This window comes from Stenotrophomonas sp. YJH_SMC_80 (genome assembly GCF_059372495.1).
In genome coordinates, this window is record NZ_JCAFVP010000027.1 from 1 (window position 1) to 18149 (window position 18149).

An 18149-nucleotide genomic window follows, 5' to 3' on the forward strand; every position below is an offset into this window, starting at 1 on the left:
CACCGTGAAGCCACGCTCGATCACCTGCTTCACCGCCTCTGCCCGGAACTCATCCGTGTACTGCTTGCTGTTGCCCATAAACACCTCGGTCATTGCCATCAATTATGGCAACCGGATGTCTACGAAAGGCTGGCCGGTCCACATCGAGTGATACCCAGTTTTCATGCATTCAGTACACCCCGACAGGTACGGACGCCAGTGCGTCGCAGAACCGCTGAAGACTTGCCAAGCAGTGGGCTGCCACAGTGGTGCGAGGACAGACGCAGCAGGAATTCTTGCCGCAATCGAAGTTCTTGCCTTTGCGGAGAGGCAGAGCTGACGACACAGATCCTCGCTGTACCTTGGACGGATGCCGAATGCACTATGTCCATCACTGCAATAAAGGCTATTGAATCTCAGCGTCTGAACTACGAATCCGAACGGGGATATGCCCGCGCTCCAGGCTGGCGGTAGGTGCGCTACAGTTCTGACCTCACTTTCGTTATCCATTGAAGCCTCCATCTGCCGTGAAAGTCAGTGCTCCCGATTCGCCATCAAAAGCAGCAAGATCTGAGAAGGCGACCGACATCTCAATATCATTGGATGTAACCTCTTTGAATCCGCTTTTGCAGATCACCCTGGTCGCCAAGTAGTACGCAATGAGGCGCATAGCCTTCAGGGGCCACTCATCTTGACTAGCGTGCCCTGCTGCAGCACGACAGCTGCAACCGGCATTCCAGATCTGCTCACTGAAATGCCGCAAGCGAAACTTTCCGTCGTAGAGCTCTGGTGCGAGGCTCCTGGGCAAGGTAACCCCGGCCCCGGGGCTCACCTCTACCTCGTCCTCGAAGCGCTCCAAGAACGTCTCAATGTCCAGAGCCCCTCGAATGCCATGCAACCGGTGGTAACGGGTCAAGAACCGTCCACGGACCTGAGGCGTGACCGTGATTCTATTGATCTCTTCGCGCCGACTTGAGGTGTGATTGTCCTGAAACAAGAAGATGACAAAGAGCGAGATGCCTCTCTTCTCCAGCGCGTTGTCCACTGTGATGAAGTGTTGAAAAGCAGCTTGCTCCAGCAGGTTTGCATCATCGGCAATGAAGAATAGCGATCCTCCGCCGGCGGCCCTAAGCATCAGATCAATGGTGTTCACGATTCTCTCGATCTTTCGATCTGCAGACTGCTGAGAAATCACCTGTGAACCGATCTGTGAAATGAACCAGTCCAGGAATGCGGACTCTCCAGGGCCAAGCACCCGGAGGTTTGCCTGCTTGGCCACGTACTTACACTCGGTCCATTCAGTGTTGGCGCAGATGAACTGCGCGAGCGTACTTTTCCCAAACCGGGTCAGCGAATGGAAGCCGATACCGCGGTAGTCGACCTCGAGTGCGGAGATGATTTTGGTCAGGGCATCCTCCATCCCGCGGGTCGGGATGATGGGCTCTCCCTTGTAGTTGAACGTAGTCATTGCTTTGTCCCTTTCCGGCTCAAATTGACCCGGCCGGTGATGGGCACGAACAGGTCCTCTGCAGGGACTGGCGGTAGAGCGATCTCGGCCGCAGGTAGCCTCACTTCCTGAGCCATCGGTCCAGTCTCAGATGACGCATCGAGATCCCTCCGATGTCGCGTTGCAGCAAGCGCAGCGCCGTGCTCTGAGCTGAAGTTCTTTCTTACATGCTCCCTGTACGCGGTGACCGCGTCTTCTGCACCGCTGATCTCGAATCCATCCGCTCGACTTCGGCGATGGATCAACCGTCTAAGCGCGATGCTATGCGGTGAACGGCCCCAAGGGCGGAGCGCCCTCAGGACTACGAACAGCTCTCCTGAGGAGGTATAGAGATACAAGAACCTTCCATCGTGGATGTCGACCTCTGCCGCGAATGTCTGGCCTAACAGGTCCCACCTGTTCTTCATGGAGGCGGATCGATACATCGCGTGTGCATGTCGCGCATAGGGCTGACGCCCTTCACTTCGATCGCCTCGAATGGTTACGGTGAAATTGTGCTTGGAAATTGACCGAGCGCGGTCCTCGTGATCCTTGGTAGCAAAGAGCCACCCACCAGACGCTGCAAAGGACTGAAGTGCCTGCACTGGCGTACGGTTCTGGAGCGTGTTGATAGGCGATACATTAGAAGCCGAGATCGTGACATCCATGAGGTCTTCGAGCGCAGTTGGCTGTAACGGGAAATTCTCGAAATTGAAGCCATTCGTTTTGGTCGCATCTGATAGCTGACCCGCCGGCCGGAACGCACCTGGCAGCTTTCTGATCACCGCTTCTTCCATCCGCTTGTTCCAAGCCTCCAGGTGGCCACGCGTCTCAGGAACATGGCTATGCCCAAAGTGAATGACACCCATCAGCTCGGACGCCATCCGAACCCTATTGACCTGCAACTTGTGAGCCATTGCATTGTCCACACTCGTAATTGCCCCCGTTGCTACAAAGCCGATGGCGGGGAGGCATCCGATGCACGCCCCTGGCGCATAGTCCATTGAGGGCGCGACGAGGTCTCGAACAAGCCATTTCCGCAAGCTATCTGCGCATGCCGCGTTGAACTCGGTCCCGTTGTAATTGGTGGAGAAGGAGAGCCTCCAACTGCTGCAGAGCCTCAGTAGCGCGAAGTAGCCGACTATCAACCAGGTCTTCGGGATCGTTTGGAAGAATGGGTTTCCATCCGCGTCCTCACCTTCAACACAGAACTTCGTGTCTAACGCGTGTCCATCGAACTGCACCCAGTCCCCCATCTGTAGCGCAAATACCTCGTTCAGCTGGCTGGCGAGGGTTGCATCCTCTATGTCGAAGCCATCATCTACAAACAGAGAACCTTGACGCAGTCGTTTCAGGTACTGCACGATGCTTCTCCTCGCGCACGATTTATCGTTCGCTGGATAGCGATCTGCCGGGACCGACTTGTGCACAGTTTTCTTCAGTGATTTGAAGAAGCGATCAAACTTAGGGCTGCGCTCATTTCTCGAAGGCAATGGACCGGCGTAGCTTATGAGCAAGTCCTCAAACTCCGGGAGCTTTCTCAGGAACGCATTGAAGGCTCCCGGTCCTGCAGCGCGTGGAAAGTCTGCGACGACGCGCTGGCTGACATTTCTTACCTTGTTGGGGAGACAGGCACGCCAACCCCACGGCCGCCCATCTGGAGACGTTTGCTGTGCGTTTCGCAGCGTCGATGCAAGCGTCTTGGCGTTCAGTCCGTGACGCTTCGCAACTGCCGCGATCGATGCGCCTGCGGCGACGGCATGAACTGCGTCAACGCGAGCCTGATAGGACTTGAGTTGCTTTGATGTAATCCCTTGAGGACTAAACAGGTCCCAGGACAATAGCTCCTCACGACTGACTCCGCTCATTGGCCAGCTCCCAGCGCAACAGACGACGAGGCCCGAAGCCTCTCGTTGAAGTTGACTGCAAGGTCTCCGCGATGCACAAGGAGGCAGGTGGCACTTCGAATGTCCCGCCAATCGAACATTGGGCGCAGGCTCGTTTCGATTCCATGGAAAGAGCTCAGGGGGTTCTTTCTCATGTGGGTCATCACCGCCTCAATGAAGACACTGATTCCTCGCGACCGTCTGGCTGCTTGCACATAAGGAAGTAGTTCAAGTCGCGTGGCATTGGCCACCCGTGCAGCAAGAATGGACTGCACCTTCCGGATGGCGAGGTTCAGGCCGGCACGCTGCGAGGCTTCTACCAGCTCGGCGCAGAGTTGCTGTTCGGCGCGGAGCGCTGGAACAGTGGCGGCGGCCTGTCTGCGGAATACGATGAAGCTCTCGGTGCCACACTTCCTTGAGATCCAGAAGCAAAGCTCAACCTTTCGGCCGCGGACCATGAGTGTTCGAGGGCGCTCAACATAGGCCGCCACGCTTGGGTCAAACTCCAGATCCAGTGCCAAAGCCAAGCGGCACGGTTCCACGACAGCAACCAGGCGATGGTTATTCCTTGGCGACTGGTAGTAGTAGGTGTCCAGCCTGGTGGATTCAGAGGGCGTGAGTGGCCGAGCGGTGTACGCTTCCGTGCCAGAGCAGGTCGGGGCGTCCAATGCGGTGCTTGGAAAGTGGGGGAGACTAGCCATGAGTTCTCTCCCGTTGAGCCCAGAGCCGGTCGCCGGCTGCGGCCGCGGCGGCCGCAGGAGCGGCAAGGTCATGGCATATGGACTGAAAGTCGCGATCCGCGCACACAACACCGCAGTCACAGTGACCGTTCGCGGTAGTGGTCACGAGGTGGCGGCGGGTGATGTGGCGAAAAGCGGCGAACATTCGGCGTCGCCCGCCACGCAAGGCAGTATTGGAGGTGTCGGTGAGGCGCAGCTTGGGGTGATTGACCCGGGCAGTGTCGAACGTTCCCGGGCAGGCTGCTGAAGGCATGGTCTTCTCCGGATTAGGTGCACGGTGGCACCACACCGCAAGGGACGGGGTGGGCCAGGGCGCAACCTCCCCGCGAGTCGGCATGTACCGACCCATGTGAAGACAACACCTGTCTGGCCGACCATCACTGGCGGCTTGACTTCGCGGAAGAAATGCCGGAGCCTAAACGAGCGGTTTGTTTAGCGTCTCCATCCTCTCGCTCTGTCGAGAGGTAAATGCCCCCGCGCCAACGGGGGCATTTGCATTTCCAGGGATCAGAGTGTGTCGGTCACTAGGTCATGCTCTGGGCCTGGTCTGGGTGAAGGAATTAGAAATCAGTGGAACTCTTGATCGAGTTCACGAATGCTGCGACGTCCGTAGTGTCGGCGAACCAGCCACGGCGCTTGGGCAGCATGAACATCTTGAAAGGCAGTGATCCGCGTGCGCGCGCTTTTGCTAGCGTTGCGGTGCTACTGTAGCCCAAGATTTTAGCGGTCTGACTTGCGGACAGGACCGCGCCGAAGGTACGCAGGTATTTTGTCTCAAGCGAGTCTTCCGACATCGTCTCTGCTCAGTCTGGGTAAGTCGCGCACTGTCATCCCGCGCCTGCACTGTACGACGCAAGTGAAGAGCTCGCAACATCCGCAAGCCACTGATTATAATCCATTTTATAGCGGCCAATTGGATTGACTCGGGCACTGAGAATGGTGCGGCGGGGGGCAATTGAATACTTGGGTTGTATCTAAACCGCGACCTTACTTTGTCAGCCGCTGCCGAATGGATGGTGCACGAACAGGTCTGAGGGCATGGTTCTGATTGACCCTTCACCATCGCCCTGCGATCACCTGAGCCACCAGTCGCATCTTGAATGAGTCCAAACGAGCGATCTTCCACGCCACTGCGCCGTTTAAAGGGCTTAGGCCAAGGCATGCTCCTTGGACCATCGATAAGGGTGCGTTATCCGGGGTAGGGCGGAGGACCGCTTGGGCCACAGCGGTCTTCAGTCCCGCATCTAGGCCGGACTTCCGCGCATAAGACATCTCGATTTCCTAGGGATGCCTTGAACAATCCTCGCTGAATAGTGGGTTTTCAGCGCCGGAGTCATCCGGGGCCATGAGACGCAGCGGGTTGCCATGTTTTCCGCTTTCAAAGTGCCGTTGCGGGCACCTCGAGACGGAGTTACCCCTGTGCCGGCAACAGTCGCCGGCGCACCATCCAAAGGTTGGACAGCGCGAACAGGGTGAGCACTTGTGCGGTGTTCTTGGCCAGGCCGCGGTAGCGCACCTTGGTGTAGCCGAACTGCCGCTTGATCACCCGGAATGGATGCTCGACCTTCGCGCGCAGACTGGCCTTGCAGCTCTCCCAGCGCTCAACCTGTTCGCGCTCACGCGCGTTGCCAATGGCCTTGACCCTCGAGCGCTTGGCAGCGATGAAAAACGTGGCGCTGCAGTCGGACAGCTCAGTGCGCTTGTCCGCTCCGGTGTAGCCGCTGTCGCCAAACACGCAGTCTTCCTTGCCATGCGGCAGCTCATGGGTGACCGTCACGTCGCCCACATTGGCAGCAGTGCACTTCACGTGTGCACCAGACCAGAGAACTCATCCACGCCAATGTGCGCCTTCATGCCGAAGTACCACTGGTTTCCTTTGCGGGTCTGGTGCATCTCAGGGTCGCGCGCTTGGTCGGCATTCTTGGTCGAGCTGGGCGCATGAATGATCGTCGCATCCACGATCGTGCCCGCGCGCAGGCTCTGCGCCTTGCGGGCGAGGTGGGCGTTCACCGCTTCGAGCATCTTTGCCGCCAGACCATGCTTTTCCATAAGACAACGGAAGTTGAGGATCGTGGTCTCGTCCGGGATTGCATCGAGACCGCTGAGCCGGGCGAACAGCCGCATCGAAGCGATCTCATGCAAAGCCTCTTTCAAGCCTGGATCGCTCAGTGCATACCACTGCTGCAGCAGGTGGATGCGCAGCATCGTCTCCATCGAGTACGGCGGCCGACCCACACGACCCGAGCGCGGGTAATGCGGCTCGATCTGGGCCAGTAACGCTTTCCACGGCACCACCTGTTCAATCTCGGCCAGGAAAATCTCACGACGGGTCTGCTTGCGCTTGCCCAGGCCCTCGGCGTCGCCGAACGTCAGTTGCATGGATGACTCCTCAACATGAGCCGTCATTGTCTCTCAGGTTGCCGGCCAGCGGCCGGCACTACCCCGGGAGTTGTTCAGAGCATCCCTAGTGCGATCTCTATTGGATTCGAAAGGTCCTCATTGAGCGTTTGAGATCACTCTCGGCCACCGTTTTTGCGCATTCATCTTCCGAAATTGGGCAAAGTTGCGCGGCAAAGGCGTGTTCAATGTCTAGGTGGACGACTAAGGCACTTGTAATAGTGACGCCCATGACGCTAATGTCCAATTGAGGGACCAGATCTGTTGCGTTTACCCTGGTGACGTTCACAGGACAGCATTTTCCGTCACGGACTCGGCGCATCGATTATTGCACCCGGTCTCCTACCGGTCGCTGCTGTCCCCGCTGTTGAATCAGTAGATGCGCCTGACTCTGGGCGCTGAAAGGGGAAAAACCACATGTGGCAGTCTATGACGTCGCGCTTTGGCGCGGGCGGCGTTTCCGTTCACCCCGATGTTCCCACCCGCAGGGGTTCTCATCGCAGTTGGGCGGTCTGCCTGCTACTGGCGGTGCTGTGCTTCGCGGTTCCGGTCTCGGCCTGGGCAGCGGCCTACGCCACCGGCGGCAGCAGCCCGTACCGCAACACGGTCTTGTGGCTGACCTGGGGTGGAGGCACCGACCGCGGTACGCCGGGGGTACTGCTGGGCAACGGCAGTGCTTCGTCGATCTCGATGCCGGTGGCCGCCGGCATCAACCTGGATGTCACCTGTTCGCTGGCCAACGTCGCCGGCGTCCCTCTCAGCAGCTACCGGCCTGGCGCCTATTCCGGCGACAGCCTCGATGATCTGTACAACATCGGCGGTACAGGTGGTGCCAACCAGCTGATTGCCGGCATCGCTGGAACGTCAGGCATCGCCAACTTCCGCATCAACTGCCTGTCCACCCTGGGTGGGGCCCCCTACCGCCTGCGCGGCGTGGTGATGGCCGATGCCGAATCCATCAACGGCAACAACGAATACGTGCAGGCGCGCGCCACCGGCACCTGGAACGTGGTGGAAATGCGCAAGAACATCGGCGCAGGCCCGTACCGCGTCACCAAGGCCGCCACGGGGGCCGACCAGGTGATCCGCTTCGGCCCAGGCAACGACAACAACACCGCCGCCGTCACCTTCCTCAGCTTCGACAACAGCGCCTATACACCGGGCAACCTGGCCGTGGGCATGGATTTCGAGTTTCGCGGCGGCGGCACCACCGCCATCGCCATCGGCCTGCTGGTACCGTACGCCGACTTCGGCGATGCGCCGGCCACCTACGGCGATGCCATGCATGTGGTCGATGACCTGCAGTTCCGCAACGACAACATTCCGGCCAACGCCACCAACCTGGACATCAACACCGCCGGCTACACCCCCGGCGGCTTGGCCCCGCCAAGCGTCAACTACTTGGGCACCGTGGGCCCGGATACCGAGCAGCGCAGCAGCTACAGCAACGATGCGCGCGGTGATGACGACTTCCCGGCAGGCAACCCGAACGAAGAAGATGCCTGGCCGCGCAACTACCGCCTGACCGTCATGCAGGCCGGCACCGTGGTCAGCCAGCCGGTGGCCTGCGTGGGTAATGGCAGCGTGGCCGGCTGGATCGACTTCGACCGCAGCGGCCAGTTCGACTCCACCGAGCGCAGCAACACCGCGCTGTGCAGCGGCGGCAGCGCCACCTTGAGCTGGACCGTGCCGGGCACAGTGAAGGCCGGTCCCAGCTTCGTGCGCCTGCGCTATGCCACCAATCCGGCGCAGATCCAGCAGCCGGTCGGCGTGGCCGACGACGGCGAAGTGGAAGATCACCTGATCACCATCGCCGCGCCGTCGCTGCGCATCGCCAAGACCAACAACAGCAATGCGGGCATCTGGAACTATGGCGTGACCGGCCAGTTGTACACGCTGACGGTCAGCAACACCTCCGATGTGCCAACCGGCAACCCGCCGAACGTGCAGGCAGGCACCATCACGGTGCTGGACGACCTGCCAGCCGGCATCGTGCCGGCATGGACCGGCACGCTGGTCAGCAACGGCTGGAGCTGTTCGGCCACCGGCCAGCGCGTGACCTGTACCTCTGCCCAGGTGCTGGCGGCTGCGGGCAACTCGGGGGCCAGCAGCGCCATGGTGCTGCCGGTCGCCGTGACGGCCACCGCCACCGGCACGCTGACCAACTACGCCAGCGTCGGCGGCGGCCACGATCCCTTCAATGGCGGAGTGACCCCGGTACCCGGTACGGGCTGCACCGATACCGACCATTGCACCCTGAGCCAGGTGACCGTGCCGCCCACCCGCGTGGGCTACAGCAAGCGCAGCAGTACCACCGGGCCGGCCAGCGTCGGTGACACGATCAGCTACACCGTCGATGTCACCGTGGCCGACGGCAACACCCGTGACGTGCTGACGTTCACCGATACCTTGGGCACCGGCCTGGATTTCGGCAGCGTCACCAGTGCCGGCGCATTCACCTGCAATGCGGCCAACCCGCTTGTGTGCACGCTGGCCACCGATACCCTGCCGGGCACCTATAGCCTGACCTACACCGCCGTGGTCAATGCCCAGGCCAGCGCCCAGGTCGTCAACACCGTGGTCGGCACCGGCACCGACACGCCCACCTGCACCAGTGTCTGCACCACCACCACGCCGGTGGCGGCACCGCAGGTGAGCGTATCAAAGGCCAGTTCCACGCCCGGTCCAGTGGTGGTCGGTGACAGTGTCGGATACATGCTGACCGTCGTCATCGCCAACGCACGCACCAACGGCGTGGTCACCCTCACCGATACTCTGGGTACCGGACTGGACTTCGGCAGCATCACCAGCGCCGGTGCCTTTACCTGCAACAGCGCCAACCCGCTGATCTGCACGTTGCCGGCCGGCAGCGTGCCCGGCAGCTACAGCGTGTCCTACACCGCTACGGTCAACGCGCAGGCCAGCGGCCAGGTGCGCAATGCGGTGGTGCCCAGCGGTCCGGACACGCCCACCTGCAGCGGCAGTTGCGATACCACCACGCCGGTCGGCGCACCGCGGGTCACCGTGTCCAAGAGCAGCGGCACGACCGGTCCGGTCGCTATCGGCGGCAGCATCGCCTACACGCTCAGCGTGGTGGTGGCCGATGCGCGCACCACCGGTGTGGTCACCCTTACCGATACGCTGGGCAACGGCCTGGATTTCGGCAGCGTCACCAGCGCCGGCGCCTTTACCTGCAATGCGGCCAACCCGCTGGTGTGCACGCTGCCGGCCGGCACCGTGCCGGGCACCTATGCGGTGTCCTACACCGCCACGGTGAACGCACAGGCCACCGGCGCGCTGCGCAATGCGGTGGTGCCCACCGGCCCGGACACCCCCACCTGCGGCGGAAGCTGTGACACCACCACGCCGCTGGCAAGCCCGCAGGTGCGCTACAGCAAGCAGGCCTCCACCGGCGGCCCGTTGCGGGTGGGCGACAGCCTGGCCTATACGCTGACCGTCACCGTGGCCGACGCGCCTACAACCGGCGCGGTCACCCTCACCGACACGCTGGGCACGGGCCTGGACTTCACCGCAGTCAGCAGTGCCGGCGCGTTCACCTGCAATGCCGCCAATCCGCTGGTGTGCACCTTGCCGGCGGGCCGCCCGCCGGGCAGCTACAGCCTGACCTACACCGCCACGGTGAACGCACAGGCCAGCGGCCAGCTGCGCAATGCCGTGGTCGGTATCGGACCGGACACGCCCAGCTGCGGCAGCAGCTGTGAGACCACCACGCCGGTGGCCACGCCGGGGGTGAGCTACGCCAAGTCGGTGAACACCACCGGCCCGGTGGCGGTGGGCGATGTACTGACCTACACGCTGACCACCGTCGTCACCAATTCGCAGACCACCGATGTGGTCACCCTGACCGATACCCTGGGCACCGGCCTGGACATCGACGGTGTCACCAGTGCCGGCGCCTACAGTTGCACCGTGGGCAACCCGCTGGTGTGCATACTGCCGGCTGGCACCGCGCCGGGCAGCTACAGCCTGTCCTACACCGCCACCGTCAACGCGCAGGCCACCGGCCAGGTCACCAATGCGGTGCTGGGCAGTGGCGGTGATACCCCGTCCTGCACCAGCAACTGCGGCACCACCACGCCGGTCGATGCGCCGCGCATCGACTACCGCAAGACCTCGGCCGCCGCCGGCTCGGTGAAGGTGGGCGACACCATCGCCTACACGCTGGCCGCCGTGGTCAGCCGTTCGCAGACGGTCACCGCGTTCACCCTGACCGATACCCTAGGCACCGGCCTGGATTTCGCTGCGGTGACCGCCACCACCGGCTTCACCTGTGCCGCCGGCAACCCGCTGGTGTGCACGTTGCCGGCCGGCACCGTGCCCGGTACCTACACCGTCAACTACACCGCCGCAGTCAATGCAAAGGCCACCGGCAACGTGCGCAACGGGGTGGTCGGCAGCGGCAACGGCACGCAGACCTGCGTGACCGACTGCAGCACCACCACACCGGTGCTGGCCGCGGCGGTCACCTACCGCAAGACCTCGGCCACGGCCAGTCCGGTCAGCGTCGGCGACGCGGTGGACTACAGTCTGGAGGTGGTGGTCGCCAACTCGCAGACCACCGGCGTGCTCACCTTCACCGACACCCTGGGCGCCGGTCTGGACCTGGTTGCGCTGACCCAGCCGGGTGCCTTCAGCTGCACTGCGGCCAACCCGCTGGTCTGCACGCTGCCGGCCGGTACCGTGCCGGGCACCTATACGCTGGGCTACCGCGCCCAGGTCAACGCGCAGGCCAACGGCAGTGTGCGCAATGCGGTGCTGGGCAGCGGCAGCGACACCCCGGTCTGCAGCGCCGACTGCAGCACCGAGCATGTGCTGCGCGCCACCGAGATCCAGGTGCTGAAGAGCTCGCTGCCGGCCGCCAGTACCGAAGTGCGCGCCGGCGACAGCATCAGCTACACCCTGACCGTGGACGTGCTGCATGCGGCCACCAGCCAGCCGCTGCGTCTGGATGACACGCTGGGCAACGGCCTGGTATTCGATGCGGTCAGTGCGTCGGGCGCCTTCACCTGCAGCGCAAGCCTGGTCTGTACGCTGCCGGCCGGCACCGTGCCGGGCCGCTATGCGGTGACCTACCAGGCCCATGTGGCCGCCGATGCCCGCGGGCCGATCGGCAACGTGGTGGTCGGGCAGGGCGGTGGCGGCCAGCCACCGGCCTGCACCACCTGCAGCACCGAACACCCGCTGGCCGAACCGCGCGTGGTGCTGGACAAGCAGGCCGACCCGGCCAGCGGCACCACGCTGCGCCCGGGCGACCGCCTGCGCTACACGCTGGGAGCAACGATCGAGCGTGCCGCGCTGCGTGCGGCGCTGCAGCTGGTCGACACCCCCGACCCAGGGCTGACCCTGGACACCCTGCCGGCCGGTTGCGTCCGGCAGGGCGGCGACATCGTCTGCACGCTGCCGGCCGGCACCACGCCGGGCCGCCATGAGTTCAGCTACCAAGCGGTGGTCAATGCGCAGGCCCGCAGTGAGGTCAGCAACCGCCTGCGCGGCCTGTACCCCGACGGCGGCACGACGCCGGAGTGCGGCACCTGCGAGACCCGCCACCCGGTGCTCTCCGATTTCGCTCTGCGCATCACCAAGACGGCCAGCCCGCGTCTGGTGAAGGTGGGCGACCTGGTCCGCTACCAGCTGGTGGTGGAGAACGTGGGCGGCAGCAACTGGCGCGATGGCGTGGTGGTCGATACGCCGCCGCCGGGCTTCAGCTACGTGGCCGGTTCGATGGCCGTTGCCGATGACGATGGTGCCTTCGCCCTGGCCAGCAGCCAGAGCCCGCTGCGCATCGGTGCGGTAGACATCGCCGTGGGCCGCAGCGCCACCATCAGCTACCTGCTGCGCGTCGGCGCCGGCGTGCGTGCCGGCGCTCATGTGAACGAGGCCCTGGCCACTGGCACCGATGGCAGCCCGCTGTCCAACGTGGCCACCGCCGAGGTGCTGCTGGATGCCGATCCGTTGCTGGAGGACAGCCTGGTCTTCGGCACGGTGTTCGACGATCGCGATGGTGACGGCTGGCAGGACAGCGCCGAGCTGACCGAAGTGCGCGTCCAAGGCGGCTTCGCCCCCTCAGCCTACATCGCCGGCACGACCACGCTGGACCGTGGCCAGGGGCCGCAGCCGGTGGCCGATGCCAGTGCGCCGCTGCTGCATGGCCTGCGTGTGGGCACCGTCAACGGGCGTGGCTCCAGTGCCGACGTGGCCGAGCAGCACCAGGTGGTGATCCGCCAGCGCCTGCGCGAACTTACCTTCACCGAAGATTTCCAGCTGGACAGTGCACAGGGCCTGCAGCTGCGCATGGACGCACAGGGGGCAACCACCGTGCAGCGCAGCGGTGCTGCAGCAAAAGGCCTGACCGCCGCCGAGCCTGCCGTGCACCGTGAGATCGCGCGCGTGGCTGATGGCTACGAGGTGGCCTATGTGATCCGCAACGAGGGCATCCAGGAGCAGGGCATTCCGGGCGTGCGCCTGGCTACCGTGGAGGGCCTGCTGATCGAGACCGATCCCTATGGGCGCTACCACCTGGCTGACGTGCACGGCGGTGATGCGCGGCTGGGCCGCAACTTCATCGTCAAGCTCGACCCGGCCACCTTGCCGGCGGGCAGCGAACTGACCACCGAAAACCCGCTGCTGCGCCGCGTGACCCAGGGCTTGCCAACCCGCTTCAGCTTCGGTGTGCGCCTGCCGCCGTCGCCGCAGGTGGCCGCCGAACGGGTTGAACTGGCGCTGGGCGAAGTGCTGTTCGCGCCGGGCAGCAGCGAGCTGCGTGCGGACTACACGCCGGTGCTGGCCAAGATCGCCGAGGTGGTGGATCGCTACCGCGGCGGTGACGTAGTGATCCTCGCCGACGGCGACAGGCAGGCCCTGGCCTTCGCCCGTGCCGTGGCGGTGCGCGATGCACTGCAGGCGCAGGTGGCCGAAACCTCGCGCACCGGATTGACGGTACAGCTGCGCACCCGGATGGATGACCCGCATTCGCTGGTGGCGGGTGTCGATGGCAGTGGCGCCCTGCTGGGCACGGTGTTGTTCGAGACCGACAAGGCTATCGTCCGCGAGGCCTTCCAGCCACTGCTGGCCAGCATTGCCCGCCGCCTGGAGGCGATGGGCGGTGGTCAGGTCAGCCTGATCGGCCACACCGACGTGCGCGGTGCCCATGCCTACAACCAGGCCTTGGGCCTGCGCCGGGCCGAGGCCGTGTTCGAGGCATTGCGCAGCCAGTTGAGCCCGGCCGTGCAGCAGCGCGTACGCGTACGAAATCAGGAGAGCGCCGCCACTCGTGAGGCGGCACGGCAACAGGAGGCACGCCGATGAGTACCCGTCACATGGCGTCCCGGCGTCCCTCGCGCCTGCAGCGCGCCACGCTGTACCACGCCCTGCTGCTGGGCCTGGTCACGACCGCACATGCCAGCCTGCCCCAAGCGGATCTGCAGTGCGACGGGGCGCAGTGCAGCGCGGATGGCAACCTGCTGTTCACCCTGCGCTCGCGCAGCTACGACGAACCGGTCACCGAGGGCACCACCGCCCGGTCCGGTTCGCAGGCGCTGCAGCCGGACCGGCGCGTCAGCATCGCGCTGGATGAGCCCGGCAAGGCCACGGTGAGCGGCCAGTTCATGATCCGCCTGCCGGAAGGCGGTGCGATCTGGGCCACCGAAGATCCCGCGGTGGGCCAGCCGGAGCTGTCGATCTCTGCACCGTCGCTGGTGGCCTTCGACGAGGGCCGCATCGTCCGCCCGGTGGAGTTCTTCGTGCGCGGCAACTACACCGCGTTCATCCAGCGCCTGGAAGTAAGCATCTACCGCGGCAGCGACAGCGATCTCGTGCAGCCGCTGGCCACGGTCGAGCTGCCGGTGGCGGCCGTGGGGCAGGGCAGCTGGGACGGTGCACTGCCGGCTTCAGTGCCGCTGCGCCGTGGCGACCGCTTGTTGTACGTGCTGCGCGCCTACGACGCGCAGGGCAACATGGACGAGACCACCGCGCAGTCGCTGCAGCTGGTCACAGTGGCCGAAGTGGAGCGGGGCAACCAGCAGTTGCGTGACGCGCTGGAAGACCGTCGCGGCACCTCCGTGGATGCGAACCAGGCCGCCTCGCTTTCGCTGCTGGAACAGGTGTTCCAAGGCAACGGCCTGCGCCTGCAGAATATCCCGGTGTACGGTTCCCGGGTGCGCCTGCGTGGCCGTGAACTGCCGCTGGGGTCATCGCTGAAGATCAATGGCGAAAGCTACCCGCTGGACCAGGACCGCAAGTTCGCCGCCGAGTACCTGATGCCGATCGGCCACCACGCCTTCGCCGTCAGCGTGGAGCGCCCACGTGAGCCGGCGATCAACCGCACTCTGACCGTGGATGTCAGCGGCAGCTATCTGTTCGGTGTCGGTCTGGCCGACATCACCGTCTACCAGAACGCGGCCAGCGGTGCCGGGCGTGATGTCGCACGCGGCGAGCGCAACGACGATGTGCTCAGCGATGGCCGCCTGGCGTTCTACCTCAAAGCCAAGACCCAAGGCCGCTACCTGCTGACCGCACAAGCCGATACCCAGAACCGGCCGTTGAAGGGCCTGTTCGACGGCTTCACAAACGCCGACCCGCAGGACCTGTTCCGCAGCCTGGACCCGGACCTTTACTACCCGACCTATGGCGATGATTCGCTGACGCAGCGCGACGTGGATACCATGGGCCGCTTCTACCTGCGCATGGACTGGGACAAGAACCAGGCGCTGTGGGGCAACTACAACACGGGCCTTACCGGTACCGAGTATGCCCAGTACGTGCGTTCGCTGTACGGTGCGGCCGTATCGTGGCGTTCGCGCGGGGCCAATGCCTGGGGCGATGCGCGGAGCGAGCTGCGCCTGTTCGGATCGCAGGCTGAGACGGCACCGGGCCACAGCGAGTTCATCGGTACCGGCGGCAGCCTCTACTACCTGCGCCATGCCAGCATCCTGCGCGGCTCGGACCAGGTGGTACTGGAAATCCGTGACCGCACCACCGGCCGGGTCGAGCAGCGTGTGGCGCTGGTACGCGGGGCCGACTACGAGATCGACGCACTGCAGGGCCGCATCCTGCTGACCCGGCCGCTGGCCCAGGTCAGCCAGGAAAATCTGCGGAGGATCAGCCGCGACGTGCCGCTGGATGGCTACGAGCAGCGCCTGATCGTCGATTACGAATGGGTGCCGACCGGTTTCGACGCCGACGACATCACCGCAGGCGTGCGCGGCCAGCACTGGCTTGGCGACCACGTGGCGGTGGGCGGCACCTACGTGGATGAACAGCGTGCCGGGCAGGACTACTCGCTGCGGGGGGCCGACCTGACCCTGCAGGCCGGGCGTGGCACCTACCTGAAAATGGAACACAGCCGCACCGAAGCCACCAGTACGCCGGTGTTCTTCTCCGACAACGGCGGTCTGAGCTTCACCCGCCTCAACCCGCAGGGGCCGCGCGAGGGCGAGGCCACGGCCGTGGAAGGCCGCATCAACCTGCGCGAACTGGGTTGGACCGACAAGGACTGGAGCGCCGGCGCCTGGTGGCGCCAGGTGGACGGCGGCTATTCGGTGGGGCGCTTCGACACCGGCCAGCGTGTGCGCGAGCAGGGCGTGGAATTGCTCGGCTACGTGACCGATGACTTCAACCTCTATGCGCGCTACAGCGAGGCGCGGCGTGGCAACGAGTCGCTGATCCAGGCACAGGCCACGGCCGAATGGCGCATAGGTGACAACGACCGGTTGTCCGGCGAACTGCGCCGCGTGCAGGAAAAACGCACCGGCAACGGCGACATCGCCGGCGTGCTGGCGGCCGCACGCTATACCCACCGCGTCGGCACCGCGCTGGACCTGTACGGTGGCGGCCAGCTGACCCTGGATGATGACCACGGCCGCTATGCCGACAACGATGCCGTGGTGGCCGGTGGCACCTACACCTTCGGCAACCAGTCGACAGTGGGGGCCGAAGTGAGCGATGGCGACCGTGGCAGCGCCGCGCAGATCAATGCCGAGTACAAGCTGACCCCGCAGCACAGCTTCTACGGTGCATTCACCCAATCCACCGACCGCAGCGAGTACGACCCGCTGTTTAGTCCCAACGCACAGGATGGCTGGACCTTGGGCCAGCGATGGCGTCTGTCCGACCAGGTGAACGTGTTCAACGAGAGCCAGTACCTGAAATCCGGGCAAGAATCGGGCCTGGCCAACACCTTCGGTATGAATTTCTTCCCGGCCGTGGGCTGGAACGCCGGGTTCACGCTCAGCGATGGCAAGCTCGATGCGGCCAACGGGCAGGTCGACCGCAAGGCCATCAGCCTGTCCGGCGGCCGTACTGCGCCAAGCACCGACTGGCAGAGCAAGCTGGAATGGCGCCGTGACACCGGTGCGGAGCGGCGTACGCAATGGGTCAGCACCAACCGGCTCAGCCACCGCTTCAACGAGAGTTGGCGCATCGCCGGGCGTTTCAACTACGCCGATACCGACGATGCCATAAACCCACAGGCTGGGGCCCGCTTCATTGAAGGTAACATCGGCTTCGCCTACCGGCCGTGGGACAACGAACGCTGGGCGCTGTTCGGCCGCTACACCTACCTGTATGACCTGTCCACGCTGGGCCAGGTAAACGGCGTGGACTACGACCAGCGCACGCAGGTGCTGTCCTTTGAGGGTGTATACCGCATCGACCCGCGCTGGGAAGTGGCTGGCAAGCTGGCCCGCCGCGAGGGCGAGATGCGCTACGGCCGTGGCAGTGGCCCGTGGTTTGATGCGGCCACCAACTTCGGTGCGGCGCAGCTGCGCTACGATCTGTACTACCAGTGGCATGGCCTGCTGGAATACCGCCTGCTGGACGTGCTCGATGGCGGGCGCCGGCAGGGCTGGCTGGCCGGCGTGGACCGCGATATCGGGCGCAACTTCCGCGTCGGCGTCGGCTACAACTTCACCGACTTCAGCGATGACCTGACCCGCTTCGACTACAACCACCGCGGCTGGTATCTGAACCTGGCGGGGCGCTACTGAGTCCAAGCCGATGCTGCTCATCCTTTCCAGAAATCCCCAGCCATCACTAAGGAGGGTATGGGCAGCGTTGGTCTGGTTAAGCCGGTTTAGGCCGGCGTCGAAAACTTGTCACAGATATCAGAGATGTATGCAATTGTCTGAATTCCAGGAGGGGGTTGTTAGGCGGTCCGTAGCCCCTCTGGTCTCAACACAATTTTGGGCTGTATATCAGTAGCGCATTCCGGCAGCAGGCCGCACCTAAGCCGTGTCTTCCGTCACCTGTTTGCTTGGTTCGAAATGGCAATCGACTCCTATACCTTCATACGATCAAAACTGTTCTCTAGCTCTACCTCATGGGCTTTTAGGCGATGCCTCGCCTATTCGCACGAGGGCGTCATTATCCGCTCGACTTCACGAGAGATAGGGGCGATAGTCCCCGCAGGCTACCTAGCGCATTACGATGAGCATCCTCAACGTTCTTCTGCGTCCTGACCGGCTTCTCGTTGCGGTAGACACTTTGGCCGAGGACGCACTGACCGGTGGACCGGCCAGAGTTCTGTAGACACTCAGTTGCCGCTCTGCGCGTAGCGCCTTTCAAACTCTACCGGTGACACGCCGCCAGCGGAACCATGCCGGCGGATCGGGTTGTAGAACATCTCGATGTAGTCGAACACGTCCG

At 63.8% G+C, this 18149-nt stretch carries 9 protein-coding genes; 3 read left to right on the forward strand and 6 right to left on the reverse strand.

The features are described 5' to 3' along the window. Positions 1-481 precede the first annotated feature (481 nt). The 3 genes from AC5P99_RS21170 to AC5P99_RS21180 are packed head-to-tail and all read right to left on the reverse strand — an operon-like array spanning position 482 to position 3878. Entirely contained in the window at positions 482-1447 is a 966-nt protein-coding gene (locus AC5P99_RS21170) for a hypothetical protein (protein ID WP_235646344.1), read from the reverse strand. Beyond that, positions 1444-3333 carry a hypothetical protein gene (locus tag AC5P99_RS21175; protein WP_235646345.1) on the reverse strand — a complete coding sequence of 630 codons (1890 nt, stop codon included), beginning with the start codon at positions 3331-3333 and terminating at the stop codon, positions 1444-1446. Before AC5P99_RS21175 ends, AC5P99_RS21170 begins: the two co-directional genes overlap by 4 nt. Then, positions 3330-3878, reverse strand: a complete 549-nt coding sequence (locus AC5P99_RS21180; RefSeq protein ID WP_235646346.1) for a hypothetical protein — start codon at positions 3876-3878, stop codon at positions 3330-3332. The genes AC5P99_RS21175 and AC5P99_RS21180 overlap by 4 nt, the downstream gene beginning before the upstream one ends. Positions 3879-4122: 244 nt before the next feature. Here AC5P99_RS21180 and AC5P99_RS21185 point away from each other — a divergent pair, with 244 nt between their 5' ends. Next, positions 4123-4338 (forward strand): hypothetical protein, encoded by a 216-nt coding sequence (locus AC5P99_RS21185; RefSeq protein ID WP_495213531.1) that lies wholly within the window; start codon positions 4123-4125, stop codon positions 4336-4338. Positions 4339-4651: 313 nt separating this feature from the next. Here AC5P99_RS21185 and AC5P99_RS21190 read toward each other — a convergent pair whose 3' ends face one another. Together AC5P99_RS21190 and AC5P99_RS21195 are read right to left on the reverse strand one after the other, a co-directional pair. Further along, positions 4652-4885 (reverse strand): hypothetical protein, encoded by a 234-nt coding sequence (locus AC5P99_RS21190; RefSeq protein WP_235646342.1) that lies wholly within the window; start codon positions 4883-4885, stop codon positions 4652-4654. Between the two features lie 617 nt (positions 4886-5502). Beyond that, positions 5503-6470, reverse strand: a protein-coding gene (locus AC5P99_RS21195; RefSeq protein WP_235646341.1) for an IS5 family transposase whose coding sequence is annotated in 2 segments (ribosomal slippage) — positions 5503-5903 and positions 5903-6470 — 969 coding nt in all. Because the reading frame shifts where the segments join, the coding sequence is not laid out codon by codon here. Between the two features lie 546 nt (positions 6471-7016). Between AC5P99_RS21195 and AC5P99_RS21200 the strand changes: the two genes are divergently transcribed. Together AC5P99_RS21200 and AC5P99_RS21205 are read left to right on the forward strand one after the other, a co-directional pair. Further along, a complete protein-coding gene (locus tag AC5P99_RS21200) occupies positions 7017-13814 on the forward strand; it encodes a CshA/CshB family fibrillar adhesin-related protein (RefSeq protein ID WP_235646340.1) in 6798 nt (2265 codons plus the stop codon). Continuing rightward, the gene (locus tag AC5P99_RS21205; RefSeq protein ID WP_235646339.1) at positions 13811-17491 is read left to right on the forward strand and encodes a TonB-dependent receptor; all 3681 of its coding nucleotides are present in this window, start codon (positions 13811-13813) and stop codon (positions 17489-17491) included. The genes AC5P99_RS21200 and AC5P99_RS21205 overlap by 4 nt, the downstream gene beginning before the upstream one ends. Positions 17492-18036: 545 nt before the next feature. Here AC5P99_RS21205 and AC5P99_RS21210 read toward each other — a convergent pair. Continuing rightward, positions 18037-18149: IS3 family transposase (locus AC5P99_RS21210; RefSeq protein ID WP_495213347.1), on the reverse strand; the 113-nt coding region annotated here is incomplete at its 5' end.